22 protein-coding genes are annotated in these 24,777 nt (G+C 66.7%); 8 read left to right on the top strand and 14 right to left on the bottom strand.

From position 1 onward, the window contains the following. Nucleotides 1-147: 147 nt before the first annotated feature. The 3 genes from ACZ5YA_RS17360 to ACZ5YA_RS17350 form a co-directional block, all read right to left on the bottom strand. Entirely contained in the window at nucleotides 148-843 is a 696-nt protein-coding gene (locus ACZ5YA_RS17360) for an alpha/beta hydrolase (RefSeq protein WP_059371283.1), read from the bottom strand. Nucleotides 844-930: 87 nt separating this feature from the next. Next, the gene (locus ACZ5YA_RS17355) at nucleotides 931-1,809 is read right to left on the bottom strand and encodes an EamA family transporter (protein ID WP_464090959.1); all 879 of its coding nucleotides are present in this window, start codon (nucleotides 1,807-1,809) and stop codon (nucleotides 931-933) included. A 20-nt stretch (nucleotides 1,810-1,829) separates the two neighbouring features. Further along, nucleotides 1,830-2,447 carry a nitroreductase family protein gene (locus ACZ5YA_RS17350; protein ID WP_464090958.1) on the bottom strand — a complete coding sequence of 206 codons (618 nt, stop codon included), beginning with the start codon at nucleotides 2,445-2,447 and terminating at the stop codon, nucleotides 1,830-1,832. 138 nt (nucleotides 2,448-2,585) lie between these two features. On the opposite strand from ACZ5YA_RS17350, the gene ACZ5YA_RS17345 reads away from it, so the two are divergent. Beyond that, entirely contained in the window at nucleotides 2,586-3,482 is an 897-nt protein-coding gene (locus ACZ5YA_RS17345; protein WP_464090957.1) for a LysR family transcriptional regulator, read from the top strand. A 22-nt stretch (nucleotides 3,483-3,504) separates the two neighbouring features. On the opposite strand, the gene phbB is transcribed toward ACZ5YA_RS17345, so the two are convergent. Genes phbB through ACZ5YA_RS17315 form a run of 6 tightly spaced genes read right to left on the bottom strand, consistent with a single transcriptional unit; the run spans nucleotide 3,505 to nucleotide 11,199 of the window. Then, a complete protein-coding gene (gene phbB / locus ACZ5YA_RS17340) occupies nucleotides 3,505-4,251 on the bottom strand; it encodes an acetoacetyl-CoA reductase (protein WP_059371287.1) in 747 nt (248 codons plus the stop codon). After that, entirely contained in the window at nucleotides 4,241-4,711 is a 471-nt protein-coding gene (locus tag ACZ5YA_RS17335; RefSeq protein WP_059371288.1) for a hypothetical protein, read from the bottom strand. Before ACZ5YA_RS17335 ends, phbB begins: the two co-directional genes overlap by 11 nt. A 44-nt stretch (nucleotides 4,712-4,755) precedes the next feature. Beyond that, entirely contained in the window at nucleotides 4,756-5,880 is a 1,125-nt protein-coding gene (locus tag ACZ5YA_RS17330) for an ABC transporter permease (RefSeq protein ID WP_059371289.1), read from the bottom strand. A gap of 1 nt (nucleotide 5,881) precedes the next feature. Further along, nucleotides 5,882-8,626: a ribosome-associated ATPase/putative transporter RbbA gene (rbbA, locus tag ACZ5YA_RS17325; RefSeq protein WP_118931398.1), complete on the bottom strand. Its 2,745-nt coding sequence runs from the start codon at nucleotides 8,624-8,626 to the stop codon at nucleotides 5,882-5,884. Continuing rightward, a complete protein-coding gene (locus ACZ5YA_RS17320) occupies nucleotides 8,626-9,693 on the bottom strand; it encodes an HlyD family secretion protein (protein WP_059371291.1) in 1,068 nt (355 codons plus the stop codon). The genes rbbA and ACZ5YA_RS17320 overlap by 1 nt, the downstream gene beginning before the upstream one ends. Before the next feature lie 21 nt (nucleotides 9,694-9,714). Beyond that, the gene (locus tag ACZ5YA_RS17315; protein WP_059371292.1) at nucleotides 9,715-11,199 is read right to left on the bottom strand and encodes an efflux transporter outer membrane subunit; all 1,485 of its coding nucleotides are present in this window, start codon (nucleotides 11,197-11,199) and stop codon (nucleotides 9,715-9,717) included. A gap of 195 nt (nucleotides 11,200-11,394) precedes the next feature. Here ACZ5YA_RS17315 and ACZ5YA_RS17310 point away from each other — a divergent pair, with 195 nt between their 5' ends. Both ACZ5YA_RS17310 and ACZ5YA_RS17305 read left to right on the top strand, forming a co-directional pair. Then, entirely contained in the window at nucleotides 11,395-12,012 is a 618-nt protein-coding gene (locus ACZ5YA_RS17310) for a TetR/AcrR family transcriptional regulator (RefSeq protein ID WP_059371293.1), read from the top strand. Nucleotides 12,013-12,108: 96 nt separating this feature from the next. Next, a complete protein-coding gene (locus ACZ5YA_RS17305) occupies nucleotides 12,109-13,683 on the top strand; it encodes an EAL domain-containing protein (protein ID WP_464090956.1) in 1,575 nt (524 codons plus the stop codon). A gap of 3 nt (nucleotides 13,684-13,686) precedes the next feature. On the opposite strand, the gene kch is transcribed toward ACZ5YA_RS17305, so the two are convergent. Both kch and ACZ5YA_RS17295 read right to left on the bottom strand, forming a co-directional pair. Further along, a complete protein-coding gene (gene kch, locus ACZ5YA_RS17300; protein WP_464090955.1) occupies nucleotides 13,687-14,898 on the bottom strand; it encodes a voltage-gated potassium channel protein in 1,212 nt (403 codons plus the stop codon). A 429-nt stretch (nucleotides 14,899-15,327) separates the two neighbouring features. Next, nucleotides 15,328-16,143, bottom strand: a complete 816-nt coding sequence (locus ACZ5YA_RS17295; RefSeq protein WP_118931396.1) for a response regulator transcription factor — start codon at nucleotides 16,141-16,143, stop codon at nucleotides 15,328-15,330. A gap of 716 nt (nucleotides 16,144-16,859) precedes the next feature. On the opposite strand from ACZ5YA_RS17295, the gene ACZ5YA_RS17290 reads away from it, so the two are divergent. Further along, nucleotides 16,860-17,201, top strand: a complete 342-nt coding sequence (locus tag ACZ5YA_RS17290) for a helix-turn-helix domain-containing protein (protein ID WP_059371296.1) — start codon at nucleotides 16,860-16,862, stop codon at nucleotides 17,199-17,201. On the opposite strand, the gene ACZ5YA_RS17285 is transcribed toward ACZ5YA_RS17290, so the two are convergent. Beyond that, nucleotides 17,182-18,330: an acyltransferase family protein gene (locus tag ACZ5YA_RS17285; protein WP_059371297.1), complete on the bottom strand. Its 1,149-nt coding sequence runs from the start codon at nucleotides 18,328-18,330 to the stop codon at nucleotides 17,182-17,184. The genes ACZ5YA_RS17290 and ACZ5YA_RS17285 overlap by 20 nt on opposite strands. A 304-nt stretch (nucleotides 18,331-18,634) precedes the next feature. On the opposite strand from ACZ5YA_RS17285, the gene ACZ5YA_RS17280 reads away from it, so the two are divergent. The 3 genes from ACZ5YA_RS17280 (at nucleotide 18,635) to ACZ5YA_RS17270 (ending at nucleotide 20,919) form a co-directional block, all read left to right on the top strand. After that, nucleotides 18,635-19,165, top strand: a complete 531-nt coding sequence (locus ACZ5YA_RS17280) for an META domain-containing protein (RefSeq protein ID WP_054452006.1) — start codon at nucleotides 18,635-18,637, stop codon at nucleotides 19,163-19,165. Nucleotides 19,166-19,298: 133 nt separating this feature from the next. Further along, entirely contained in the window at nucleotides 19,299-20,096 is a 798-nt protein-coding gene (locus ACZ5YA_RS17275) for an META and DUF4377 domain-containing protein (RefSeq protein WP_118931394.1), read from the top strand. An 85-nt stretch (nucleotides 20,097-20,181) separates the two neighbouring features. Beyond that, entirely contained in the window at nucleotides 20,182-20,919 is a 738-nt protein-coding gene (locus ACZ5YA_RS17270) for a sulfurtransferase (RefSeq protein ID WP_059371300.1), read from the top strand. Nucleotides 20,920-20,991: 72 nt separating this feature from the next. Here the strand turns inward: ACZ5YA_RS17270 and metG are convergent, their stop codons facing one another. Then, nucleotides 20,992-23,058 carry a methionine--tRNA ligase gene (metG, locus tag ACZ5YA_RS17265; protein ID WP_059371301.1) on the bottom strand — a complete coding sequence of 689 codons (2,067 nt, stop codon included), beginning with the start codon at nucleotides 23,056-23,058 and terminating at the stop codon, nucleotides 20,992-20,994. Between the two features lie 251 nt (nucleotides 23,059-23,309). Then, nucleotides 23,310-23,585, bottom strand: a complete 276-nt coding sequence (locus ACZ5YA_RS17260) for a hypothetical protein (RefSeq protein WP_006226181.1) — start codon at nucleotides 23,583-23,585, stop codon at nucleotides 23,310-23,312. Between the two features lie 101 nt (nucleotides 23,586-23,686). On the opposite strand from ACZ5YA_RS17260, the gene apbC reads away from it, so the two are divergent. After that, on the top strand, nucleotides 23,687-24,775 hold the full coding sequence (gene apbC, locus ACZ5YA_RS17255) for an iron-sulfur cluster carrier protein ApbC (protein ID WP_464090954.1): 1,089 nt from the start codon (nucleotides 23,687-23,689) through the stop codon (nucleotides 24,773-24,775). Nucleotides 24,776-24,777 lie beyond the last annotated feature (2 nt).

Raw genomic sequence — 24,777 nt, 5'->3', positions numbered from 1 at the left:
TGCAGGAAAAAAACCCGCTTTTCATAGGGAAAATAACTGTGCTGCAAGTCATGCGAAGGCCGTGAAGTTACAAAAAAAGCAGCACAGCAAAGGCGGGTGCGTCCCCTGATACGCTCGTTCCGAGTACGCAGCCCGCCAGGCCGGCGCCTAGGACGCGCAGGCGCGCGCCGCTTCGTCGATCAGGCCGGCCACTTCGCCGGCGCGCGACGCGAGCGAGGCATGGCTGGCGTCCAGCGTGATGGTCTTGCGAGTGTTCAGGCGCGCGGCCATGCGCGTCTGGTTTTCGGGGGCGATCATCCGGTCCTGGCTGGATATCTGGTACCAGGACGGCTTGCTGCGCCATGCGGGGACGGACACCGTTTCGCCGAAGGCGCTGGCCAGCGGCGCCTTTTGCGTGACGGCCATGACCAGGCCCTCGTCGGCGGACAGGTCCTGGCAGAAGCTCTCATGGAACTTGTCGGCGCGCAGCCAGAGATAGCCGTCGCTGTCGGGCGCCAGGTTGGGCGCGGCCGCGGGCAGCATTTCCTGCGTGATGCCGCCGGGGCTTTCTCCCGCGTCCGGGGCGAAGGCGGCGATGTACACCAGGCCGGCCACGTTGGGCTGGTTGCCGGCTTCCGTGATGACAGCGCCGCCGTACGAATGGCCCACCAGCAGCACGGGGCCTTTCTGCTGCGCGATCATCTTGCGCGTGCGTTCGGCGTCGCCGGCCAGGGAGGCCAGCGGCATGTCGACGGCGTGCAGGTCTTGATAGCCCTTGCGCGCCAGTTCCAGGATGACGCGGCTCCAGTGGGCGGCGCCGCCCCAGAAACCGTGCACAAGAATGATGCTGGGTTTGCTGCTCATGATGCGGCTCCTTCCTCGGGATGGAGCAACGATCATGCGCCGGCCCAGCCGCCGCCGCCACATTTTTTTGCAGCGTTTCCAGCGCGGTTACAGCGGACGCGGGGCGGGCGCGATGGCGGCCGGGCGCTGGGCGCGCTGGCTCAGCCACACGCTGGCGACCACGATCATCATGCCGGCGATCTGCGCGGCGCTCAGTTGCTGCCCCAGGATGCCCCAGCCCAGCAGCACGGCGGTAATGGGGCTGAGAAAACCCAGCGACGACACCACGGCGGGTTCCAGCCGCGCCACGCCCCGGAACCAAAGCACATAGGTCAGGGCCGCGCCGATCAAGCCCAGATAGGCGATGCCGGCCACGTTCAGTGCGGTGAGCGGCGGCAGGGCGGGCTCGGCGGCGAAAGCCAGCGGCGCCAGCAGGATGCCGCCCGCCGTCAGTTGCCAGGACGTGAAGGTGAGCGCGGACACCGGCGGCTGCCAGCGGCGGCTGAGCACCGTGCCCAACGCCATCGAGGCGGCGCTGATCAGCCCGGCCGCAATGCCCACCGGGTCCAGCGCGGCCTTGGGCGTCAGCACCAGCAGCGCCACCCCGCCCAGGCCGCCCAGCGCCGCCAGCACCGACAGGCCGCGCACGGGCGTGCCCAGCAGGCTGCGCGCCAGCAGGATCACCACCAGCGGCTGGATCGCGCCCAGCGTGGCGGCCACGCCGCCAGGCAGGCGGTAGGCCGCCACGAACAGCAGGGCCCAGAAGACGGAGAAGTTCAGCGCGCCCAGGATGAAGGCGCGCAGCCACCAGATGCCTTGCGGCAGCTGGCGCACGATCAGCAGCAGCAGGAAGCCGGCCGGCAGCGCGCGCAGCATGGCGACCGTCAGCGGGTAGTCCTGCGGCAGCATCAGGGTGGTGACGACATAGGTGCTGCCCCAGATGGCGGGCGCCAGGGCAGTCAGCAGCAGATCGGAACCGCGGTTCATGGTCATGCTCCGGCAAGGGTTCAGGCAAGTTCGAGCACGTCGCGGACGGGGCGGCGCGGCTTCTGCGGCCAATTGCCTTCCTGCGCGTAGCCCATGGCGACCAGCATGACCGGCACCTCCTCCTGGCGCAAGCCGAAGGCCCGGGCCACGCCGGCGGCGTCAAAGCCGGTCATCGGGCTGGCGGCCAGGCCTTGGGCCTGTCCCGCCAGCATCAGGGTGGAGGCGCCGAAGGTGGCGCTGCGCACGGCCTCGTCGCGCCGGGTCTGCGGCGAGTCGGCGTAGAGGCGGCTGGCCGCGGCTTCCCAGGACGGCACCATGGCCGCCGGCATGAAGCCCGCGTCCAGCGACGGTTGCAGGCGGTCCGCCATCCAGGCGGCCTGGGGCAGCACGCCCAGCACGATGAACGTCACCGCCGATTCGCTCACCTTGGGCTGGTTCCACGCCAGTTCGCGCAGCCGGCGCTTGCCCTCCTGGCTGCGCACGGCGATGAAGCGCCAGTTCTGCAGATTGAAGGCGGTGGGGGCGCGCGTGGCCCAGGCAATCAGGGTATGGATGTTGTCGTCGTCCACGCCGCGGGCGGGGTCGAAGAAGTTGGCGGAAATGCGTTGCGCGATTGCGTCGGTCAGGGCGTGGTTCATGGCTGCCATCCTTGGGATTTGCTGAGATTGCCGGCTCGCCACATGCGCGCCGTCTCCATGTCCACAGGCTAATTGAATCCTTGTTTGGCGATAATATCCAATTCAATGGCAATATCATTCACCAACAGTGAATAATCTATGGATCATCTGACCGCGCTCAGGGTCTTCCGGCAAGTGGTGGAGCGGGGCGGCTTCGCCGCGGCGTCGCGGCAGATGGGCCTGTCGCCCGCCGCCGTCAGCAAGAACATCGCCGAACTGGAAACCCACCTGGCGGCGCGCCTGCTCAACCGCACCACCCGCCGCATGAGCCTGACCGAAGCCGGTGCGCGCTACTACGAACAGGTGGCGCGCATCCTGGACGACCTGAGCGAAGCCGAGCAATCGCTGGGACCCTTGCAGCAGGCGCCGTCGGGCACCTTGCGGGTCAGCGCGCCCATGTCGCTGAGCCTGGTCCGGCTGTCGGCCGCCATGCCGCGCTTCCTGCAGCGTTATCCGCAGGTATCGCTGGACCTCAACCTGGAGGACCGGCGCATCGACATCGTCAAGGAAGGCTACGACCTGGCGATCCGCGGCACCGACCGGCTGGAGGATTCCAGCCTGGTGGCGCGCAAGCTGATGACGCTGGACCACGTGCTTTGCGGCGCGCCGGCCTACTTCCAGCGCCATGGCGTGCCGGCCTCGCCGCTGGCGCTGCGCAACATGGAGCGAGTGCAGTTCACGTTGTCTGGCCACGCGGACGAATGGACCTTCAAGCGCGCGGGGGAGACCGAACGCGTGCCGGTGCGGGGGCGCTACAGGGTGAGCTCCAGCCTGGCGGTGCGCGATGCCTTGCGCGCCGGCTTCGGCGTCAGCCTGGTGCCGCGCGTGTACGTGCAGCAGGACCTGGACAGCGGCGCGCTGCAGGCCGTGCTGCAGGACTGGAAACCCGACGAGACCTGCGTGTACGCGGTGTATCCGTCGCGCCGCCACATGGTGGCCAAGGTTCGCGCCTTCGTCGATTTCCTGCTGGAAGAGCTGGGCGCGCCGCGGGAATGAGCCGCGGCGGCCCCTTGCCGCATCAATACATGTGCTGGCCGCCGTTCATGGCGACATTGCTACCGGTCATGAACGCCGCGGCGTCGCTGCAGATGAAGGCGACCAGCGCGCCGATCTCTTCCGGGCGGCCGAGCCGGCCCAGCGGGATCTGCGGCAGGATCTTCTCCTTCAACACCTCTTCGGGCACGGCCTCCACCATGCGCGTCGCCAGGTAGCCGGGCGACACGGTGTTCACGGTCACGCCTTTCCTGGCCAGCTCCAGCGCCAGGGATTTGGTGAAGCCGTGGATGCCGGCCTTGGAGGCCGCGTAGTTGGTCTGGCCGAACGCGCCCTTGCTGCCGTTGACCGACGAGATGTTGACGATGCGGCCCCAGCCCCGGTCCGCCATGGCGCCGCATAGCGGCTGCGTCATGTTGAACATGGAATCCAGGTTGCCGCGCAGCACGTCCGTCCAGTTTTCGTAGCTCATCTTGCGCAGGCTGGCATCGCGGGTGAGGCCGGCGTTGTTGATCAGGATGTCGATCTGGCGGCCGTCTTCCTCAAGGCGCCGCGCCAGCGCCTGGCACGAGTCGTAGTCGGCCACGTCCACCTTGTACATGGCGTAGCGGCGACCCTGGGCCGCCTCCGCGTCCACCCACGCCCGCGCGGCGTCTTCGTTGGAGTGGTAGGTGATGATGACTTGGTGGCCGGCATCGTGCAGGGCGCGCGCGATGGCCTGTCCAAGGCAGCCGGCCCCGCCGGTGACGAGCGCAGTGCGTTCAGCCGTCATGATGGGACCCCGGTTGGCTGGCGTCGCGCATGGCCGAGCACGCCGAGGCCATCTGGTTCGACAGCGTCTTCCAGATCTGCGCCATGGGCGTGTCTTCGATACCCATGGCGCCGCCGGTGGCCTGTTTCAGCCAGCCGCGCATCGCTTCGCTCATGCCGGCGGCCAGGGTGGCTTGTTCTTCCAGCAGCGCGTGGGTGATGGCCTGGCTGGCTTCAAGCTGGCTTTGCCATTGCTTGCGCGTCATCTCGCCCAGCGCGGGGGCGATTTCTTGCCAGTTGCCGGATTGTTGCAGAGGCGCCAGCGCGGCCATGTATTGTTCCGCGTTGCCGCCGGCCAGGCGGCGGCCCAGTTCAACCCAGCGCTGCTGGCTTTCCTGCGCAAGCTGCGCCATGCGCTGGCAGTAGGCGGCATTGGCGCTGGCGAGGCCCTGAGGCGTGGAGGCAGTGGTTTTCTTCATCATCCGTCCTTCTAAGAGAGTGGTAAGGGGTAACGAACACACAGGCCTCAAGCCATCTGGCTGAGGGTCTTGCGAAAGCGCGCCAGCGAGAACGCGAACAGGACCGAGCCTATCAGCGCCAGCGCCAGGAAGGGTTGCCACACGACGCTCAAGCCTGCGCCGCGGTAGAGAATGGCCTGGCCGAGTTCCACGAAGTGCGTGGTGGGGGCGGCCAGCATGATGTCCTGCACGAACTGCGGCATGCTTTCGCGCGGCGTGGTGCCGCCCGACAGCATTTGCAGGGGCAGCAGCACTAGTACCAGCAACATGCCGAACTGCGGCATGCTGCGCGCAAGCGTGGCCATGAATATGCCCATGGAGGTGGTCGCGAACAGGTGCAGCGCCGCCCCGACCAGGAACAGCGCCACCGATCCCTCGATCGGTACTTGCAGCAAGCCGCGTACCACGAAAGTCAACGATAGCCCAGCAGACGCCAACACCACCAGCCCCATTGACCAGACCTTGGCGACCATGATCTCGGTCGGCGTCACCGGCATGACCAGCAGGTGCTCGATGGTGCCGTGCTCGCGTTCGCGGATCAGCGCGGCGCCGGTCAGGATGATGGACAGCATGGTGACGTTGTTGATGATCTCCATCAGCGCGCCGAACCAGGCCTGGGTCAGATTGGGGTTGAAGCGCATGCGCACCGCCAGCTCCACCGGCAGTTCGGTGGGCGCGCGGTAGCGTTTGACGAACTCGTTGATCTCGTCGCTGATGATCTGCTGGATGTAGCTGCTACCCGTGAACGCCTGGCTCATGCGGGTCGCGTCCACGTTGAGCTGGATTTCGGCGGGCCGCCCGGCCAGCACGTCGCGCTGGAAATTAGGCGGAATGTTGACCGAGAAGGTGTAGCGCCCCGCGTCCATGCCGGCATCGGCCTCGGCCGAAGTCGTCACCTCCGGCGGCGTGAAGTGCGGCGGATAAAAGGCCGACGTGATGCGCGCGGACAGGGGCGATACGTCCTCGTCGACCACGGCGATGGGGGCGTTGTGCAGGGTTTCCGGCACGGCCGTGGCGGCGGTGTAGATCATCAGCGTGAACGACACGAGGATCAGGATCAGCATCATCGGATCGCGCGCCAGGCTCCACAGCTCCTTCACGCCCAGGCGGTAGATATTGGCCAGGTGCCGCATCTCAGGTCTCCTGTTTCTTCAGCAGCAGCGCCGAGGCGCCCAGGATGACGGGAATGGCGATCAGCAGCGGCCAGAACGAGCCTTGCAGGTTGGAGAAGTCCAGGGCCTTGCTGAAGACGCCGCGGCTGATGGTCAGCATGTGCGTGGCGGGGTAGACCTGGCCGATCAGGCGGCCGGCGCCTTCCAGCGACGACACCGGGTTCAGCAGGCCGGCGAACTGCACCGCGGGCACCAGCGTGCCTATCATGGTGAAGAACAGCGCCGCGATCTGGCTGCGCGTGAAGGTGGAGGCCAAAAGGCCGATGGCGGTGGCCACCACGTTGTAGATCAGCGCGGCGGCAAGCAGGGTCAGGAAGCTGCCGGTGATGGGTACGCCGAACAACGTCACGGCCAGCAGCGTCATCAGCAGGAAATTCAGCATGGCCAGCGCCACGTAGGGCGCCTGCTTGCCCAGCAGGAATTCCAGCCGCGTCACGGGCGTGACGTACAGGTTGATGATGGAACCCAGCTCCTTTTCGCGCACCACCGCCAGCGCCGTCAGCATCGCCGGCATCATCAAGAGCAGCAGCGGAATTACGGCGGGCACCATGGCGGGCAGGCTGCGCACGTCCGGGTTGTAGCGAAAGCGCGTCTCTATGCCGACGGGCAGGGTCGCGTCCGCGCCCAGGCGTTCGCGCGCCTGCTGCATCAGCCAGCCCTGGTGCATGCCCAGCACATAGCCGCGAATGGTCTCGGCGCGCTGCGGCATGGCGCCGTCGATCCAGACGCCGATCTGCGCGCCGTTGCCGCGCTCCGCGTCGCGCGCGAAGCCTTGCGGAATCTCGATGGCCAGCGACAGTTCGCCGCTGCGCATGCGCGCATCCATCTCCTCGTAGCTCGAAATGGGCGCATGCTCGATGAAGTAGCGCGAACCCGCCAGGTTCAGGCTGTAGTTGTGGCTCAGGCCTGTCTGGTCGCGGTCCATCACCGCATAGCGCAGGTCCTCCACGTCCATGCTGATGCCAAAGCCCATCACGAACATCAGCAGCAGCGACCCGGCCAGGGCCAGCGTGGCGCGCACCGGATCGCGGCGCAGCTCCAGCGATTCACGCCACATGTAACTCAGCATGCGCTGCAGGCTGAAGCCGCGGTGCTCCGGCGCTTCGGCCGGGCTGGACGCCAAGGCGGGAGCGGCCTGCGCGTCAGCGTCTTCAGGCTTGGTGCCGGCGCCCGCGTCGATCAGGTAGGCGATGAAAGCCTCTTCCAGCGTTTGCGCGCCGCGCATGCGCGTGATCTCGTCCGGAGATGCACTGACCAGCACCTTGCCCGCATGCATCAGCGACATGCGGTCGCAGCGCTGCGCCTCGTTCATGAAATGGGTGGAAATGAAGATGGTGACCTGGTCCTGCCGCGCCAGCGCGATCAGCAGCCGCCAGAAGTTGTCGCGCGCGACGGGGTCCACGCCCGAGGTCGGTTCGTCCAGGATCAGCAGTTCGGGCTTGTGCACCATGGCCACGGCCAGCGACAGGCGCTGGCGCACGCCCATGGGCAGGTTCTCGGGCAAGGTGTCCAGCACTTCGCCCAGGTCGAAGCGCTGCACCATCTCGTCCACGCGCGCGGGAATCTCGGCCTCCGGTACGTGGAACAGGCGCGCGTGCAGCACCAGGTTCTGCATCACGGTCAGTTCGCCGTACAGCGAAAACGCCTGCGACATGTAGCCCACGCGGCGGCGGGTATCGATGTTGCGCGGATCGACCTCGGCGCCGAACAGCCAGGCCTGTCCTTCGCTTGCCGGCAGCAGGCCGGTCAGCATTTTCATGGTGGTGGACTTGCCGCAGCCGTTCGATCCCAGGAAGCCGAAGATCTCGCCCTTGCGGATGCGGAAGTTGACGTGGTCCACCGCGACGAAGTCGCCGAAGCGCATGGTCAGGTCGCGCGCCTCGATGGCGATCTCGGCGTCCTCGTCGATGGCCAGCGGCACGATCTCCACCGGCTTGTGGCCGCGGCGCTTTTCTTCCGGCAGCAAGGCGATGAAGGCGGCTTCCAGCGAGTCCGCGCCGGTGCGCTGCTGCAGTTCGGCGGGCGTGCCGGTGGCCAGCACGCGGCCTTCGTCCATGGCGATCAGCCAGTCGAAGCGCTGCGCCTCGTCCATGTAGGCCGTGGCCACGATCACGCTCATGCCGCTGCGTTCGCGCCGGATCTCGTTGATCAGGTCCCAGAACTGCGCGCGCGCCAGCGGATCCACGCCGGTGGTCGGCTCGTCCAGGATCAGCAGGTCGGGGTCGTGGATCAGGGCGCAGCACAGCCCCAGCTTCTGCTTCATGCCGCCGGACAGCTTGCCGGCCGGGCGCGACAGGAAGGCCGACATGCCGGTGCTGCGCGTCAGGCTGTCGATGCGCCGACGGCGCTCGGCTTCGTCATGGCCGAACAGGCGGCCGAAGAACTGCAGGTTCTCTTCGACCGACAGGGTGGGATAGAGATTCTTGCCCAGGCCCTGCGGCATGTAGGCGATGCGCGGGCATACGTCGTCGCGGTGGCGGCGGCTGGCCATGTCGCCGTCCAGCACGTCCACCTTGCCTTCCTGCACCGCGCGCGAACCCGCGATCAAGGCCAGCAGGCTGGATTTGCCGACGCCGTCCGGGCCGATCAGCCCGACCATGCGGCCCGCGGGAATGTCCAGGGTGATGCCGTCCAGCGCCACCGTCTTGCCGTAGCGCAGGCTGACGCCGGACAGCGTCACCACGGGCGCGGTGTCCGGGGAGGCCATCAAGGCACCTTCACTTCAAGGTTGGCGGGCCATTGCGCGTCGGCATCGAGCTTCAGCCAGGCCACGCCCGGCAGGCCGGTCTTGACCTGCTTCAGGTGCCGCCGCAGCAGCTCGGGGCTGATCTGGGCCTTGACGCGGAACATCAGCTTCTGCCGTTCGCTGGCCGTTTCCACCGTCTTGGGCGTGAACTGCGCGGTGCTGGCCACGAAGGACACCTTGGCGGGGATGACGTATTGCGGCGCGGCGTCGAGGATGATGCGCACGTCCTGGCCCAGCGCCACGCGGCCGGCCGCCTGCTCGGGCAGGAAGAAGGTCATGTAGACATCGGTCAGGTCCACCATGTTCAGCACCTTGCCGCCCGCGCCCAGCACTTCGCCGGGCTGCGCCACGCGGTACTGCACGCGGCCGTCGCGCGGCGCGCGCAGCTCGCTGTCGGCAATGTCGGCCTCGATGCGGGCGATGGTGGCCAGTGCGGCGGTGACGGCGGATCGGGCGCCGACCTCGGCGGCGCGCGCGGCATCGATGGCGGCCTGCGCGGCCTTCACCTGCGCGCGCGCGGCGTGCACCGAGGCCTGCGCGCTGCGCACGCGGGCGCGGTCATCGTCCAGCTCCTGGATGGACGAGGCGCCTTCCTTGGATAGCGTCTCGGAACGGGCCAGGCGGCGGCGCGCGGCATCCAGCTCGCTTTCACGCTGCACCACCACGGCCTCGGCGGCCAGCTTGTCGCTTTCGCGTTGGGCGACCTGCGCGCTGGCGCTGGCGGCGCCGTTGACGGCCTGCTGGTGCTGGGCGCGCGCTTCCTCGCGCTGCGCTTGCAGGGTATCGATCTGCATGCGCGCCAGCGGCTGGCCGGCGGAGACGAAGTCGCCTTCGACCGCCAGCACTTCCTGCACCCGGCCGGCCAGCTTGGCGGCCACGTCGATTTCGGTGGCCTCGATGCGGCCGTTGCCGCTGATGAATCCTTCGCCCGGGCCGCGGTCGGACAGCAGCCGCCAGCCGTAGTAGCCGCCGGCGGCGACCGCCAGGGCGATCAGGACAGGGACCAGTTTTCGGGTAGGCAGGCGCATCGGGGATCCTTGGTTATTGGTTTATCGGGGGCTGGCGGCTGGGGCGGGAGTCGAGGCGGTCTGCGCCGCGGGCGCCGCTTGCGTGCCGCCGCCCAGCGCCGCGTACAGGCGGACGCGGCTGGACAGCAGGGCGCGGCGCGTCTGCGCGAGCTTCTGCTGGGCGGCCAGCAGATCGCGCTGCGCGTCCAGCACCTCCAGGTAAGGCGAGGCGCCATGGTCGTAGCGCAGTTGCGCAAGGCGGGCGCGTTCGCTCTGCGCCGCCACGGTGGCGCGCAGCACGTCCACCTGTTCGGCCAGCCAGTAGCGCGCGGACAGCGCGTCGGACACGTCCTTGAAGGCGGTCTGTATGGTCTGTTCGTAGGCGGCCACGGCCTGGTCTCGGCGCGCTTCGGTCAGGTCCAGGTTGGCCGAGCGGCGGCCGGCGTCGAAGATCGGCAGGCTGATGCTGGGCGCGAAGTTCCAGGCGCGGCTGCCGCCCGAGAACAGGCCGTCCAGCTCGCTGCTGGCGGTGCCGAACGCGCCGGTCAGGGTAATGGTCGGCAGGAAGGCGGCGCGGGCCGCGCCGATATTGGCGTTGGCGGCCTGGAGCTGATGCTCGGCGGCGACGATGTCGGGGCGGTTGACCAGCAGGTCCGAGGGCAGGCCCGCCGGCAGCTCGCGCATGACTGCGTCGTCATCCAGATGCGTGGGCAGCTTGGGCAGGTTCAACGGCGCGCCCACCAGCAGCTCCAGCGCGCTGGCCTGGGCGGCGCGGGTCTGTTCCAGGTCCGCGCCCAGCGCCTTGGCCTGCTGCCATAGCGTTTCGACCTGGGTCAGGTCCAGCTTGGAGATCGCGCCTTCCTCGAAGCGGCGGCGGAAGATGCGCAGCGACTCTTCGCGCGAGGCGATGGTCTCGCGGGTCAGCGCCAGGCGTTCGTCCAGTTCGCGCAGGGACAGGTAGCTGTCCGCCACTTCGGCGATCAGGCTCAGCGTCGCGGCCCGCGCGGCCGCATCGGAGGCCAGGTAGTTCTGCAAGGCGGCATCCTTCAGGCTGCGTACGCGGCCCCAGAAGTCCAGTTCCCAGCTGGCCATGCCCAGACCCACCTGGTATTGGCTGGAGACCAGCGGCTGTCCCGTGAGGTTCAGGTCGCCCGGCACGCGGGCGCGGGAGCCGTCCGCTTGCACGCCTATGGTGGGGAACTGGTCGGCGCGCTGGATGCCGTACAGCGCGCGCGCTTCTTCCACGCGCAGCAGGGCGCGGCGCAAGTCGCGGTTGTTGTCCAGAGCGGTGGATATCAGCGTCTGCAGCGCCGGATCGGGGAAGTAGGTCCGCCAGCCGATTTCGGCGGCTGCCGCGGCGTGGGCCGCTGTCGCTTCAGGCCCGGGGGTTGAATACGCGGCGGGCACGGGCAGGGCGGGGCGCTCGTAGTCGGGCGCCATGGACACGCAGCCGCTGGCCAGCAGCGTCAGCAGGGCTGCGGGAACGAGGCGCGTGGCGATCGTGGCCGGAAACGGGCGGAGTGTCATGCGGGGTCTCTCCAGCGCAGGGGCCGGGCGCGTCCCAGGGCAGGCTTGTGGTCGCCGCCTTCGGGGCGGACCCGATACCGGGTTCGTGCTTGCAGATATTGTGCAGTGCGGCGGCTGCGCATTCCTTGATCAGAATCAAAGTAGCGACTGACTGGTCGGTTTTTAATGAATTGCACATGTACAGGGAGCAGAGGGATGGTCATGCAGCGCCGTCGTCTTCCTCCGGCGGTGCGGGTCGGGCAGATCCTCGACGCCGCGCTGCAGGAGTTCTCGCAGGCGGGCTATGCCGGCGCCAGGATGGATGACATCGCGCTGCGCGCTGGCCTGTCCAAGGGCGGGCTCTATGCGCATTTCGAGAGCAAGGAAGCGGTCTTCGAAGCCCTGCTGGCGCGCCACCTGAGCCCCTCGCGGCTCGACATCGACGCGGTGGTGGATGGCGCGCAGTCGCCGCGCCATCTGGCCGAACGCATCGTCAACCATCTCTACGTCAGCCTCGGAAATCCGGCCATGATCAGCACCATGCGGCTGCTGTTGGCCGAAAGCGGGCGCGTGCCCCATCTGGCCGCGCGCTGGCGGCAGGAGACCGCGCAGGCGCATCAAACCGACATCGCGCGGCTGCTGGAGCGCGCACGCGACCGCGGTCTGTGCGCCGATTGCGTGGCGCTCAAGCATCCCTGGCTGCTGCTGTCGCCCATTGTTCATACGCTGGTCATGTCCGCGCTGATGGGGCCTGACGAGCGCATCGACCTGCCCGAACGGCGGCAGGCGCATGTGGCGCTGATCTGCGAACTTCTGCGCCAGGGACCCGCCTGACGGAGCGATACCGAGTTCCTTGACGCTGCGCCCGGCTTGGTGTCCTATCCAGAGTGGTCGCGCGGCGGCCATGCACGACCTACGCGGCGAGGTGACATGGCGACATCGGGAGTGACCGGCGACACACCGTCCTGGCGTTATCTGCCAGTGGCCCTGGCTTTGGTGCTACCCATCCTGGCCTGTGTCGGCTGGACCTGGCTGCAGGCGCACAACGCGCAGCGGCTCGAAGGCGAGACCGCCGCGCGCATCGTGCGCGCCCAGGCCGAGAGCATCCTCATCCAATCCCAGGACATGTTGGGGCGGGTGGCGGAACAGGCTGGCAAGCCTTGCGACGAGGCGCTGCCCATGCTGCAACGCTGGGGCGCCCTGAATCCGTATTTCCGTTCCCTGGTCCTGGTGCGCGACCAGCGCGTCTACTGCTCATCGGCGGTAGGCGCCGTGGACGCGTCGCTCGACGATTTCAGCAAATGGATAATCAACGTCGTGGCGGATCACTGGCAGATCTCGGTGGCTGGCACCCCCTTGGCGCCGGAGCGTCCGGCCATCCTGATAGGCAAGTCCGGCGCCGACGGCCATGGCGGCATCGTGGTGGTGGATGGCCGTTACGTGCAGGACCTGGTGAATGCCGTGGCCACCATGGACGACCTGCAGCTGGAACTGGTCGTCGGCAGGAACGGCGCGCCGATACGCAGCGATTCCTGGGGCGGCGCGGCGGCGCGCGCGGTGCCGCTGCGCGACGGGGACGACGCCATCGCGACGGGCCTCAGGGTCAACGTCCTGGCGCCGCCCGAAACCCTGGTGCGCGCGTGGTCGCGGTCCATGACGACGTATCTGCCGGTGGCGCTGCTGCTCGGCCTGGGCCTGGCCGTGGCCACGCACCGGCTGCAGGTCAGCAGGCGTTCGGTCAGGGAACGGCTGCGCCGCGCCATGGCGGCCGGCGAGTTCCTGGTGCACTACCAGCCCGTGTATGGGCAGGCCACGGGCCGCTGCGAGGGTGTGGAGGCGTTGATGCGCTGGCAGCGGCCGGGTATCGGGCCGGTACGTCCGGATGTCTTCATCGCCGAGGCCGAAGCCGAGGGCATGATCATTCCGCTGACCCAGCACCTGCTCACGCTGATCGAGCGCGACATGCGGACCTGGCCCACGCCGCCGGATTTCCACATCGGCGTGAACATCGCGGCCGAGCACTTGTCCAGCGCGGAACTGCTGTCCGACGTGCAGTCCTTTGCGGCCCAGGTCGCGGCGCGGCATCCGCTGGTGGTGCTGGAGATCACCGAACGCAGCTTGATCACGGACAACGGGCAGGCACGACGCAACATCGATGCCTTGCGCGCCCAGGGCCTGCGCGTGGCGATCGACGATTTCGGCACCGGCCACTGTTCGCTGTCGTACCTGCAGAAATTTCCGGTGGACTACCTGAAAGTCGACCAGGGCTTCGTGCAGGCCATCGGACCCGCGGGCGAAGAAGCGCCCGTACTGGACGCCATCATCACGCTGGCGCATCGTCTGGGGCTGTCGGTCGTGGCGGAAGGCGTCGAAACGCCCTATCAATTCGACTACCTGAAGGCACGCGGCGTGGCGTTCATCCAGGGCTATCTGTTCGCGCGGCCGATGCCGTCGGCCGAATTCGTGCGCTGGTACGCCGGGCATGAACAGCCCGGCGACGCATAGTCCTCAGGCAGCCTTGCCGTTGGGGGCGGCCTTGGCGAAGAACAGGTCGGTGATGCTCTGGCTGTCCATGGGCTCGCCGTTGATGGCGCGGGCCAGCAGCTCGGCGCCCAGCAGTTGCACGGAGAACACCAGGTCGGGGTTCACCCGGCGGATCTTTTCCAGGTGCTTGCTGGTGTTGACCAGCGCGACCGTCTTGGCGCCGTTTTCACCGCAAGCTTCCTTTGCTGCCAGCACGATGAAGGCGTTCTCGGCGTCGTCGTCGCGCAGCGCCAGCACGTAGCGCGCGCGCGTCACGCCGGCGTTGTGCAGCACGTCCACGCTGGACGGGTCGCCTTCGATCAGGTCCGTGGCCGCCGGATAATCCTGCGGCACGCCGGGAGGCACGATGACGGTGACTTCGTCGCCGCGGCGGCGCAGGCCGTCGTAGACGCTCATGGCCAGGGGCGTCGCGCCCGCGATGATGATGTGGTTTTTGCGCATGGCGGTGGAGAACCTGCCTTTGACCAGCCGTTTCAGATTGCCGCCGATCACCGGCCCGGCGATCGCGCTGATGGAGGTGGCGAAGATGGTGATGCCCAGGATGATAATCGACGCGGTGAACAGCCGCGCGGTTCCGGTGTGCGGGGTGATGTCGCCATAACCGACCGTGGACATGGATACGATGGAGAAGTAGAGCGCGGTGGTGGCGTCCGTGATGGGCGGATTGAATTCGTTGCCCAGATAGAGCGTGCCGAAGACCGCGTAGATCAGCAGCGACAGCATGCTGACCAGGGCGAACAGCGAACCGGCGGTCACGCTGGCGCGGTCGAAGCGGCGCCAGTAGGCGATCAACGCGATGACGAGGACCAGCGTATAGATACCCAGGCCGGCGCGGCCGCTGTCTCCCATGATGGCGAAGGTGCCCACGCCGATCAGCAGCACCAGCGAGAACGCCCAGGCGATGCGCGCCTTGAGGATCAGCCCCAGCGCAATGACCTGCAGCCCCACGCCCAACACCAGGCGCGGTATCTCCAGCAGGCCCACCACGCGCATGACCTCATGCCAGTTGTCGATGGCGAGCCAGAATCCGTACTCGCGCGCCCGCACCTCGCGCAGCACCGGATGCATGAAGGCATAGCCGTCCAGCGCCACCAGGATGGCCAGGCACCAGTTGGGCGGAAACAGCGCCAGCAGTTTGCGCAGGCGGTGCTTGAGAGGAACGGGCAGTGTGGGCATGGCGTTGGCGGGAACGGGTCCCAAGTCCTTTGCCGGCATTGTAGGGGGCGTGCCGCGCTATATCAGATATGTATGGAAGGCTATCAACAAAGAATTACTGGAAACCTGTCCGAGGTCCTAAACTTCGTGCATCAAGCGGCTATCCATGAGGAACGCCGCTGATAAGGGCGGGACGCCCGCTGTTTTAGCAAGCGGACGAATCGCCAGGCGTTGATCACGTTGCAGCCTGTGCAGGGACTAGAGACCCGGCCCAGGTTCACGGTCTGACCGTACGTGAGTATGAGGCACGAATGTTGGAATCGCGTGATCCAGGTAGTAGGCATCAGTGCCGGCTGATGACTCCAGGCTCACGTGTTGTTTTAGCGCGGCGTCTTAGCCTTTCGAGGCAGCGCCGCGTTTTTTTCGTCCAGGCCCGTTGCGGGCCGGACCTCAGATGGACGCGTTCGCGTCCGCCGTTTCGCGGCGCCAGTCGCCCTGGGCCTCCAGGCGGCTTTCTTCCCCGGTGATCCGAAAATCCAGGTCCAGCGCGATGTCCGCTGCGAACATGTAGCCCCAGCCGTGCACGGCGCGGATCGGCAGCGTCATCTGGTTGGCTGTCGCCTTGCGCCGCAAGCGGCTGATCATGACGTCCACGAAACGGCGCCGCGAGATGCCGCTGTCGGTGTCGTCTGCGCCGTCCGCGTAGAAGGCATCGCGGCTGACCTTGCGGTCGGGCGCGTTCACCAGCCGCGACAGGAAGTCGCGCTCGCCGGTGGTCAGCCCCAGCGTGCGGCCCGCGGGGCTGATCAGGGTCCAGCCCTTGTTCGCAAGGCGCCAGGTGTCGTGCGCGGATTCATCCGGCGTGTGTCCGTCGGCTGCGGAGTCCGCGCCGTCCAGGCCGACCGCGCGACGCACCAGCGCCTGCAGCGCCGCCGCCAGCTCCAGCCCGGATACGTCCGGGGGCAGGCAGGCATCCGCGCCGCAGAGCAACGTGCGGATGCGGCTTTCGGCATCGGCGAATGCGGCGATGGCGACAATGCCCAGGCCGCGGTCCACGGCGCGCAGCCGGACTGCGGCATTGTGGATGTCGGGCAGCGGCGCCTTCAGCACCACCAGCGGGCAGGGGCGGCGCGAGTATCTGTCGTAGACGTCGGCCAGGTCGTGGCAGCGGCGCACGTTGAAACCCAGGTGCGAGAGGGCTTCGATGAGTCCCGCATGCCGCGCGTCGTCGTGACCCAGAAATATGACATCCAGCGTGTTGTTCATTGATGCTTCCAATGAGGAGACCGGCCTGGGCGGCTGTGCCTGATGCCTAGGCGTGGCGCTGCGTGTCATGCCCGTCTCCCTGTGCTGCGCGCCGAGGCGCGAGAGCGCCGGGCGGTGTTGTTCGGATGGGCGCGAGGCCGGGGGGATTGCCCCTGGTTTCGTGCTTATGCCGATGGCCGCCCATGCTTCGATGCTGCTTGGAAGTCACGCCCGTGTTTCATTTAAACACGGGCGTGTTTTTTTGTGAAGATACGTTTCTGTAGTTTCTGACAGTAACAGAAAGCGTGAGGGCTGCGCCATGGAAACGCTTGAAATACTGTTTGTTTTGGGACGCGGGTGTTAACGCATTATGTATCGCCGATACATTATTTTCGATTTTGAATACGTGAAACGCCATAAACTCGCCAGGCTTTTGCCCCTGCAGTGCGCCTGCAGGCCGAGGGGCGCCGCCGCGCGGTGATGCTGGTTGGCGCTATGCAAGCCAATGATAGATATGGTCTTTTTGATAGGGCATCGGCCTTCTGCGAGGCGCTTGGGACCGGCTCGATGCGTGCGCAGGCGGCCGCAAGGCGCGATTTACGGATTAGCCCCGCAATTGGGGCGCAATCCGTTTATTTGGCGCCAGTATTGAGATGTTTTAATCAAAAAATAAATTCTTATTAATGTCTCAGGTTGATCGATTGGACACGTTTAGCCATCGTCTGCGCAACGCAAGAATGCTTCAGGGATGGACTCAAAAGGACTTGGCGGTCGCAAGCAACCTGTCGCAAAGCGCTATCGGCAACTACGAGAGCGGGCAGCGCCGGCGGCCGTCCAGCGACGCCCTCATCAAGCTGACCCGTGCGCTATGCGTCAATCCCATGTGGCTCAGCACCGGCGAAGGGCCGATGCTGAACCCGGAGCCGGGCGCCATCCAGGCGGGCGCGGAGCGTGTGGCGCTCCCTGCCGCCTGGCCGTTCGAATCCATCTCCTATGCCACCTATGCGCGCCTGAGTTCCCAGGAAAAGCGGCAGATCGAACAAGTGCTGGCCGCCTACATCAAGGCACGCGGCGAATAGACCCGAGGGGCTGCGCGGGGGCGCCAGCGGGGCGCCGCCTGGCGTCGGACGCAGGCGCTGGATCGCGGTCGTCGGTGCGCAGGCGGCTGCGCAGGCGTTCGATGGGGTCCGCAATCACGCTGTTGAGCAGGGCCGAGAATGCGATGGTGCTCGTGATCACCAGGGCCATGAACAGCAGCGGCTGATCCAGATGCGCTTCTTCAAGCAGCCACTTGAAGAACATGATCACCAGCGAATGGCAGATGTAGATCGGGTAGCTCAACTCGCCTATCGCCTTGTCGAGCCTGTGGCGCGACTGGAACAGGAAGGCCAGCGGCAGCAACGCCGCGAACAGCAGCACGGCCAGACCGTCGCGCACATTGTGGTTCATGGCGATCGAGAAATGCAGCACACAGTAGGCCGCCAGCACGGCCGTGCCGATTTCCGGCAGGCGCTTGATCCGCTGCGTCCAGGCCTTGTAGCGCGGCAACAGCACCTGGTGCGACAGCGAACCGAGCAGGAACAGAGCGAGTTCCGTCGGGAAGAACCGATACGTCCAGGGATCGCTCAAGCCTATGCCCGTGGCGATCAGCACGCCGCGCAACGCCAGCGATGCGGCCAGCAATGCCAGCAGCCGGCGCGGCGAATGCAGGATGAAGGGAGCGACCAGATAGAAGCTCATCTCCACGCCCAGCGTCCATGCCTGCGGCACCAGCAGTCCTTCGTAAAGCGGCACTTCGCTGTGCGCGAAGCTGCCGGTGAACTTCAGCGCGGAATGTTCGATGCCGAAGAACATCAGCCAGTCCTGGCCCATGATGAAAATGTTGGAGAGCACCAGGAACAGCTCGGCGCTGAAGGGCAGCGCGTCGTAGATGCGGAAGAATGCGCCGCCGCTCATCACGTGCGCAGCCAGCGTCAACGCCGCAACGGCAAGATAGATCGGGAACAGCCGCAGGAAGCGGTTTGCATAGAACTTGCCCACCGCGCCTTGATAGTGGTCGGTGGCGGTGAGTACATAGGAAATCAGGAAGCCTGAAATGACGTAGAACAGCTGTACCGCGAGACGGCCGCCCACCAGATGATCGGTGGCGCCTGCGCCCAGATGGTCCAGCACCACCGACAATGCCAACAAGGTTCTCAAAAAGCCCATCGCCGTGTCTCCCCGGATTGATCTTATTTTTGGCCCCCGTGAGGAGCCGGACACCTGCGCCTGCGGTCGTTGCGATCGGCTTCCGCGCTTGCATGCCGGCCTGGCACGGATGGCGATCTGTACTGATTCTGCGCGTCGATGTGCGCCGCCGCCATGGGGCGTTCGATGCAGCAAGGCCATGCAATTGGAGCGTGGTCCCGCAACGCCGTGCTGCTTTTGGATACCGCTTATGGGCTGAGAACACGCATGCGGGACCACAAGGCCGGTTACAGTCGAGGGATGTGTAATTGATGGAGTCCCGTACATGTCCAAGCTCTTGTCCACGCGCTGCCGCCTGATTGCCCCGGCTCTGCTGGCCGCGGCCCTGGCGGGTTGCGCCGGATCGACTGGCGGCGCGCGCCCGCAAGGCGCGGCTGCGGCCAACGCCGCCAGCAGCGCCGATTCGCTGGCCCAGACCAGTTGGGAACTGGTGCGTTGGACCCAGGCGGGCGGCGCGCTGCGCGACATTCCCCATGGCGACAACGGCGAACCCGTGCGCTTGACGTTCCTCGCGCAAGGCAAGCAGTACCGCGTCAATGGCTTTTCCGGCTGCAATCGCTACATGGGCACCTACAAGCTCGAAGGCGGCAAGCTCTACATCGACGCCCCAGCCGCCACGCGCATGGCCTGCCCCGCGCCGGAACGCGCCCGTCTCGAGGCGGACTATCTGCGCGGCCTGGCGTCCATCGACACGTTCACGCTGGACAACGGCGGCGCGCCGCGGCACCTGACCTTCAATCTGCGCGGCGGCGACGTGCTGGAGTTCGCGCGGCGCCAGGACCCGCCCACCCCCTGACGCGGCCGGCGGGGCGCGCATCAAAGAGTGTTAAGCCGTGAATAACGGTGCCGGGGCAAGCCTACAATGGCGTGGTCCGGCCCGCCGCCTTGCGCGGGCGCTGCATTCCTCGCTTTTCCCCCGGGAGACTCTCATGCCCTTTTCCGCGTCTTTGCGCTGGCTGGCGCCTTGCCTGTTGTCCATCGGCCTGGCCGCCTGCTCCGCGCCGCCTCAGCGCGCCGCGGATGGCCAGGATCCGCGCTTCCAGCCCGCTTCCGCATCCGACATGCTGGCGCAGACCAGTTGGGACCTGGCGCGCTGGACCTTGCCGGGCGGCGGCTTGCGGCAGATTCCGCATCCGTCCTCCAATTCGCGTCCGCTTACGGCGAGCTTCATCCATGACCAGGGCTCGCCGCGTATCTCCGGTTTCTCCGGCTGCAACCAGTACAACGGTTCCTACACCGTCGCCAACGGCTTGCTGATCGTGCAGGGACGTCCGGTGTCGACCAGGATGGCCTGCGCGCCGCAGAACATGAAGCTGGAGCAGGATTTCCTGGCCGCGCTCACCAGCATCACCGCCTCGTCGGTGGACAACGCCAACAATCCGCAGCGCATGACCTGGGTGCTCAGCTCGGGCGACCGGCTGGACTTCGGGCGTCGCACCGACCCCATCGCGGGCGGCCAGCAGGGGCCGACCAAGCTGGTCTACGTGAACTCGGAGCGCGTGCCTTGCACCGCCGGCGCGGGCCGCGCCATGTGCTACCAGGTGCGCGACAGCGCCGGGCAGCCCTGGCAGCTCTGGTACGGCGAAATCACGGGCTTCAACTTCCAGCCTGGCGTGCGTTACCGCCTGCGCGTGGTCGAGGTCCGCAACCCGAATCCGCCGGCCGATGCGTCGACGGTGCAATGGGTGCTGGACGCGGTAGTCGAGCAGGAAATCGTCAATCGTTGAGCGGGATCAAGCGGGGCGGCGGGTGGTAAAAACCGCCCAGCGTTTACTATTACGCCTTTCGTCGCCCGCTTTTTTCCGCTTTTCCATGACTTCCGTCGTCAATATCGCCGCTTACAAATTCGTTTCGCTGGATGCCCTGCCCGAGCTGCGCGCCCGCCTTCTGGACGAGGCCGGCCAGGCCGCGCTCAAGGGCACCATCCTGTTGGCCGAAGAGGGCATCAACCTGTTCCTGGCGGGTTCGGCGGATGGCATCGACGCGTTTCTGCGCACGCTGCGCGCCGATCCGCGCTTCGCCGACCTGGAAGTCAAGTTCAGCCATAGCGCGGCAGTGCCGTTCCGCAAGCTGCTGGTGAAGATCAAGCGCGAGATCATCCGCATGGATCATCCGGCGATCCGCCCGGAAGCGGGCCGCGCGCCCGGCGTCGATGCGAAGACGCTGGCGCGTTGGCTGGAGGCCGGCGTGGACGACGCCGGACGGCCCGTGGTCATGCTGGACACGCGCAACGCTTTCGAGGTCGACGAGGGCACCTTCACGAACGCCATCGACTGGCGCATCGAACGCTTCACCCAGTTTCCCGCTGCGGTACAGGCGCACCGCGCCGAGCTGGAAGGCAAGACCGTGGTCAGCTTCTGCACCGGCGGCATCCGCTGCGAAAAGGCCGCGATCTACATGAACGAGGCCGGCATCGAACACGTCTACCAGCTCGACGGCGGCATCCTCAAGTACTTCGAGGAAACCGGCGGTCCCGGCTATGACGGCAAATGCTTCGTCTTCGATGAGCGCATTTCGCTGGATCCGGCGCTGGCGCCCAGCAAGGCCTGATGTACCGCGCTCAATGACAAAAAGCCCGCCGATTTGAACTGGCGGGCTTTTTGCATTCAGCGGGGCGCGGGATCAGCGCACGCGCATGCCGGGCTTGGCGCCGGGGAACGGTTCCAGCACGTAGATGCCGGCGTCCACGGACTCATCCGCATGGCTGGCGGCCAGCACCATGCCTTCGGATACGCCGAACTTCATCTTGCGCGGGGCCAGATTGGCCACCAGGACGGTCAGCTTGCCGATCAGGTCTTCCGGCTTGTAGGCCGACTTGATGCCCGAGAACACGTTGCGGTGGCGGCCTTCGCCCGCGTCCAGCGTCAGGCGCAGCAGCTTGGTCGAGCCTTCCACGTGTTCGCAATTGACGATCTGCGCGATGCGCAGGTCGACGCGCGCGAAGTCGTCGATGGAGATGGTCTCGGCGATGGGCTCGCCGCCAGGCACCACCACGGGGGCGGCGGGCGGCTCGAACAGGTCTTCCAGCATCTGCGGTTCGACGCGCTGCATCAGGTGCTTGAAGGGCGCCACGCGCTGCGGCAGCACGGCGGCATCGGCCCAGGTGAAGGGCGCCTGCGCGCCGAACAATTCCAGGGCCACGCGTTCGGCCAGTTCGGGCAAGACCGGGGCCAGCATCACGGACAGCGCCTTGAAGCCCGCCAGCGAGCGCGAGCAGATGTCCTGCAGGGCGGCCTTCTGCGCGTCATCGGCGGTGGCGATGCCCTTGGCCAGCACCCAGGGCTGGGCCGTGTCGAACGCCTGGTTGATGCGATCGGCGTAGGCCATGATTTCGCGGATGGCGCGGTTGTACTCGCGCGCCTCGAACGCGGCGCGGATGGACTCCGCCTGTTCGGCGTACTCCGCGGCCAGCGCCGAGGTGTCGCCCGAATAGCCGAGGACTCCATCGAAATGCTTGGTGATGAAGCTGGCGGCGCGGCTGGCGATGTTGACGTACTTGCCGATCAGGTCGCTGTTGACGCGGGCGATGAAGTCCTCGGGGTTGAAGTCCATGTCTTCGACCCGGGCGTTCAGCTTGGCGGCGATGTAGTAGCGCATCCATTCGGCGTTCATGCCGAGTTCCAGGTAGCGCAGCGGCGAAATGCCGGTGCCGCGGCTTTTGGACATCTTTTCGCCGCTGACAGTGATGAAGCCGTGCACGTTCACGGCGTCAGGCGTCTTGCGCCCGGCGAACTTCAGCATCGCGGGCCAGAACAGCGCGTGGAAATACACGATGTCCTTGCCGATGAAGTGGACCTGTTCGGTGGGGCCGGCAGGATCGAGCAGCGCGTCGAAGTCCATGCCCTTGACCGCGCAATACGACTTCAGCGAGGCCAGGTAGCCCACGGGCGCATCCAGCCAGACGTAGAAGTACTTGCCCGGCGCATCCGGGATCTCGATGCCGAAGTAGGGCGCGTCGCGGGAAATGTCCCAGTCGCCCAGCTTGGCCTCGCCATCGTCCGAACCCAGCCATTCGCGCGTCTTGGCCAGCATTTCAGGCTGCAGGTGCTTGCCGCCGGCGGCGTTGGAGCCGGTGGTCCATTGCTGCAGGAATTCCACGCAGCGCGGATCGGACAGCTTGAAGAAGAAGTGGTCCGAGGACTTCAGCACCGGCGTGGCGCCGGTCAGGGCCGAGTACGGGTTGATCAGCTCGGTGGGCGCGTAGACCGCGCCGCAGACCTCGCAGGAATCACCGTACTGGTCCTTGGCGTGGCACTTGGGGCATTCGCCCTTGATGTAGCGGTCGGCCAGGAACATGCCCTTGACCGGATCGTAGAACTGCTCGATGGAGCGGGTTTCGATCAGGTCCTGGGCCTTGAGCGCGCGGTAGATGTCCTGCGACAGCGCGACGTTCTCGGCCGAATCGGTCGAGTGCCAGTGGTCGAAGCGGATGTGGAAGCCGTTCAGGTACTGCGGGCGCTCGGCGGCGTAGCGCGCCACCAGGGCCTGCGGCGTGATGCCTTCCTTTTCCGCCTTCAGCATGATCGGCGCGCCGTGCGCGTCGTCCGCACCCACGAAGTGCACCGTGTGGCCCGCCATTCGCATCGAACGAACCCAGATATCGGCCTGGATGTACTCCATGATGTGGCCGATGTGGAAAGATCCGTTGGCGTAGGGCAGCGCTGTGGTGACAAAAAGGGTGCGAGACATGGTTGTCTTTGGAGGTTGAGGGAAAAAGGGGTAGGCCGGCCATTTTAGGGCAACCGCGCAGACTTGCCGGACAGCGGCCCATCAATGGCTCAACCCGCCCTTCGCGGCAGGCGAATCAGGCGGGTTGCGAAAGAATGCGGGAATGGGCGCCAATACAGGGGAGCCGGCCGTCCGGCAATTCCGCCGTGCGGACGCACAAACCCATGGCCCGCTTGCGCCGCGCGCGGCGCAAGCATGCGGGAAAGCCGCCGTCAGCGGATTTCGCGGGCTTCGACGTCGATCACGTCGCCGCGCGGCTGCGTGGCGAAGGGGGCGGTGGCGGACTGGAACGGTCCCGGGCGGGCGCCTTGGCGCTGGCTCCAATAGGCACGCACGCCGAAAGGTTTGCCGCGCACCTTGGCGACCACGTACAGGATCGCCACGGCGATCGCCGTGGAAAGCATGAACACCAGCGCCATCGCCATGCCGATCAAGGCCAGGGCGGCGAATAGGACGGCACGAAAGAAGCGGATAAGTGTGTTGGTCATGAAGATCGGATGCAAAACGCAGGGAAAGGTTCCCGGGTATCCGCTATCCTTTAGGGGATGGCGGGCCGCAGAAGCCGCGCTGCCTACGGAACCATAGTGACATGAGTATAACGATAGAACAAATTCGCGCCGCGCTGCGCGCCGCGCAGGACCCGAATACCGGTATGGATTTGGGTGTTTCTGTAAAAGATCGTGACATCAAGCTGGAAGGCGGACGGGTTTCGCTGGCGCTGGAGCTGGGGTATCCCGCCGACGCCGCGCGCGCCCAGGTCCGCGACATCGCCGTGGCGGCGCTGGCCGCGGCCGGCGTGGCCGATGCCCAGGTCGAGGTGAGCTGGAAGGTCGCCGCCCATGCGGTGCAGAAAGGCCTGAAGCCCTTGCCCAATGTGCGCAACATTGTTGCAGTGGCATCTGGCAAGGGCGGCGTGGGCAAGAGCACCACGGCTGTGAACCTGGCCCTGGCCCTGGCGGCGGAAGGCGCCAAGGTGGGTGTGCTGGACGCCGACATCTACGGCCCCAGCGTGCCGACCATGCTGGGTATCTCGGGCCGTCCCGAAAGCCTGGACAACAAGAGCATGGAGCCGCTCACGGGCCACGGCCTGCAGGCCAACTCCATCGGCTTCCTGATCGACGCCGACTCGCCCGCCATCTGGCGCGGCCCGATGGTGACGCAGGCGCTGGAGCAACTGCTGCGCCAGACCAATTGGCGCGACCTCGATTACCTGATCGTCGACATGCCTCCCGGCACGGGCGACGTGGCGCTGACCCTGGCGCAGAAGGTGCCGGTAGTGGGCGCCGTCATTGTCACCACGCCGCAGGACGTGGCGCTGCTGGACGCGCGCAAGGGCTTGCGCATGTTCCAGAAGGTTGAGGTGCCGATCCTGGGCGTGGTCGAGAACATGGCCATCCACATCTGCTCGCAATGCGGCCATGCCGAGCATATCTTCGGCGAGGGCGGCGGCCAGCGCATGGCCGAGCAATACCAAACGCCCTGGCTGGGCAGCCTGCCGCTGACCCTGGCGATCCGCGAACAGACCGATGCTGGCTCGCCGACCGTGGTGTCGGATCCGGGCAGCGAAGCCGCGGCGCTGTACCGCGGCATTGCCCGCAAGCTGGCGGCTGGCGTGGCGGCGCTTCCCCGCGACATGGCTGGGAAATTCCCGTCCATCGTCGTGCAGCAACCGACCTGACG

This window comes from Achromobacter sp. JCM 18799, from assembly GCF_055395645.1.
Note: the sequence above shows the minus strand (reverse complement) of the source record. Positions and strands in the feature narration are given on the sequence as shown.

What these genes read in the sequence shown, in the direction of transcription:
- ACZ5YA_RS17360 (WP_059371283.1), bottom strand. Translation starts at nt 843, where the DNA reads ATGAGCAGCAAACCCAGCATCATTCTTGTGCACGGTTTCTGGGGCGGC.
- ACZ5YA_RS17355 (WP_464090959.1), bottom strand. Translation starts at nt 1,809, where the DNA reads ATGAACCGCGGTTCCGATCTGCTGCTGACTGCCCTGGCGCCCGCCATC.
- ACZ5YA_RS17350 (WP_464090958.1), bottom strand. Translation starts at nt 2,447, where the DNA reads ATGAACCACGCCCTGACCGACGCAATCGCGCAACGCATTTCCGCCAAC.
- ACZ5YA_RS17345 (WP_464090957.1), top strand. Translation starts at nt 2,586, where the DNA reads ATGGATCATCTGACCGCGCTCAGGGTCTTCCGGCAAGTGGTGGAGCGG.
- phbB (WP_059371287.1), bottom strand. Translation starts at nt 4,251, where the DNA reads ATGACGGCTGAACGCACTGCGCTCGTCACCGGCGGGGCCGGCTGCCTT.
- ACZ5YA_RS17335 (WP_059371288.1), bottom strand. Translation starts at nt 4,711, where the DNA reads ATGATGAAGAAAACCACTGCCTCCACGCCTCAGGGCCTCGCCAGCGCC.
- ACZ5YA_RS17330 (WP_059371289.1), bottom strand. Translation starts at nt 5,880, where the DNA reads ATGCGGCACCTGGCCAATATCTACCGCCTGGGCGTGAAGGAGCTGTGG.
- rbbA (WP_118931398.1), bottom strand. Translation starts at nt 8,626, where the DNA reads ATGGCCTCCCCGGACACCGCGCCCGTGGTGACGCTGTCCGGCGTCAGC.
- ACZ5YA_RS17320 (WP_059371291.1), bottom strand. Translation starts at nt 9,693, where the DNA reads ATGCGCCTGCCTACCCGAAAACTGGTCCCTGTCCTGATCGCCCTGGCG.
- ACZ5YA_RS17315 (WP_059371292.1), bottom strand. Translation starts at nt 11,199, where the DNA reads ATGACACTCCGCCCGTTTCCGGCCACGATCGCCACGCGCCTCGTTCCC.
- ACZ5YA_RS17310 (WP_059371293.1), top strand. Translation starts at nt 11,395, where the DNA reads ATGGTCATGCAGCGCCGTCGTCTTCCTCCGGCGGTGCGGGTCGGGCAG.
- ACZ5YA_RS17305 (WP_464090956.1), top strand. Translation starts at nt 12,109, where the DNA reads ATGGCGACATCGGGAGTGACCGGCGACACACCGTCCTGGCGTTATCTG.
- kch (WP_464090955.1), bottom strand. Translation starts at nt 14,898, where the DNA reads ATGCCCACACTGCCCGTTCCTCTCAAGCACCGCCTGCGCAAACTGCTG.
- ACZ5YA_RS17295 (WP_118931396.1), bottom strand. Translation starts at nt 16,143, where the DNA reads ATGAACAACACGCTGGATGTCATATTTCTGGGTCACGACGACGCGCGG.
- ACZ5YA_RS17290 (WP_059371296.1), top strand. Translation starts at nt 16,860, where the DNA reads ATGCTTCAGGGATGGACTCAAAAGGACTTGGCGGTCGCAAGCAACCTG.
- ACZ5YA_RS17285 (WP_059371297.1), bottom strand. Translation starts at nt 18,330, where the DNA reads ATGGGCTTTTTGAGAACCTTGTTGGCATTGTCGGTGGTGCTGGACCAT.
- ACZ5YA_RS17280 (WP_054452006.1), top strand. Translation starts at nt 18,635, where the DNA reads ATGTCCAAGCTCTTGTCCACGCGCTGCCGCCTGATTGCCCCGGCTCTG.
- ACZ5YA_RS17275 (WP_118931394.1), top strand. Translation starts at nt 19,299, where the DNA reads ATGCCCTTTTCCGCGTCTTTGCGCTGGCTGGCGCCTTGCCTGTTGTCC.
- ACZ5YA_RS17270 (WP_059371300.1), top strand. Translation starts at nt 20,182, where the DNA reads ATGACTTCCGTCGTCAATATCGCCGCTTACAAATTCGTTTCGCTGGAT.
- metG (WP_059371301.1), bottom strand. Translation starts at nt 23,058, where the DNA reads ATGTCTCGCACCCTTTTTGTCACCACAGCGCTGCCCTACGCCAACGGA.
- ACZ5YA_RS17260 (WP_006226181.1), bottom strand. Translation starts at nt 23,585, where the DNA reads ATGACCAACACACTTATCCGCTTCTTTCGTGCCGTCCTATTCGCCGCC.
- apbC (WP_464090954.1), top strand. Translation starts at nt 23,687, where the DNA reads ATGAGTATAACGATAGAACAAATTCGCGCCGCGCTGCGCGCCGCGCAG.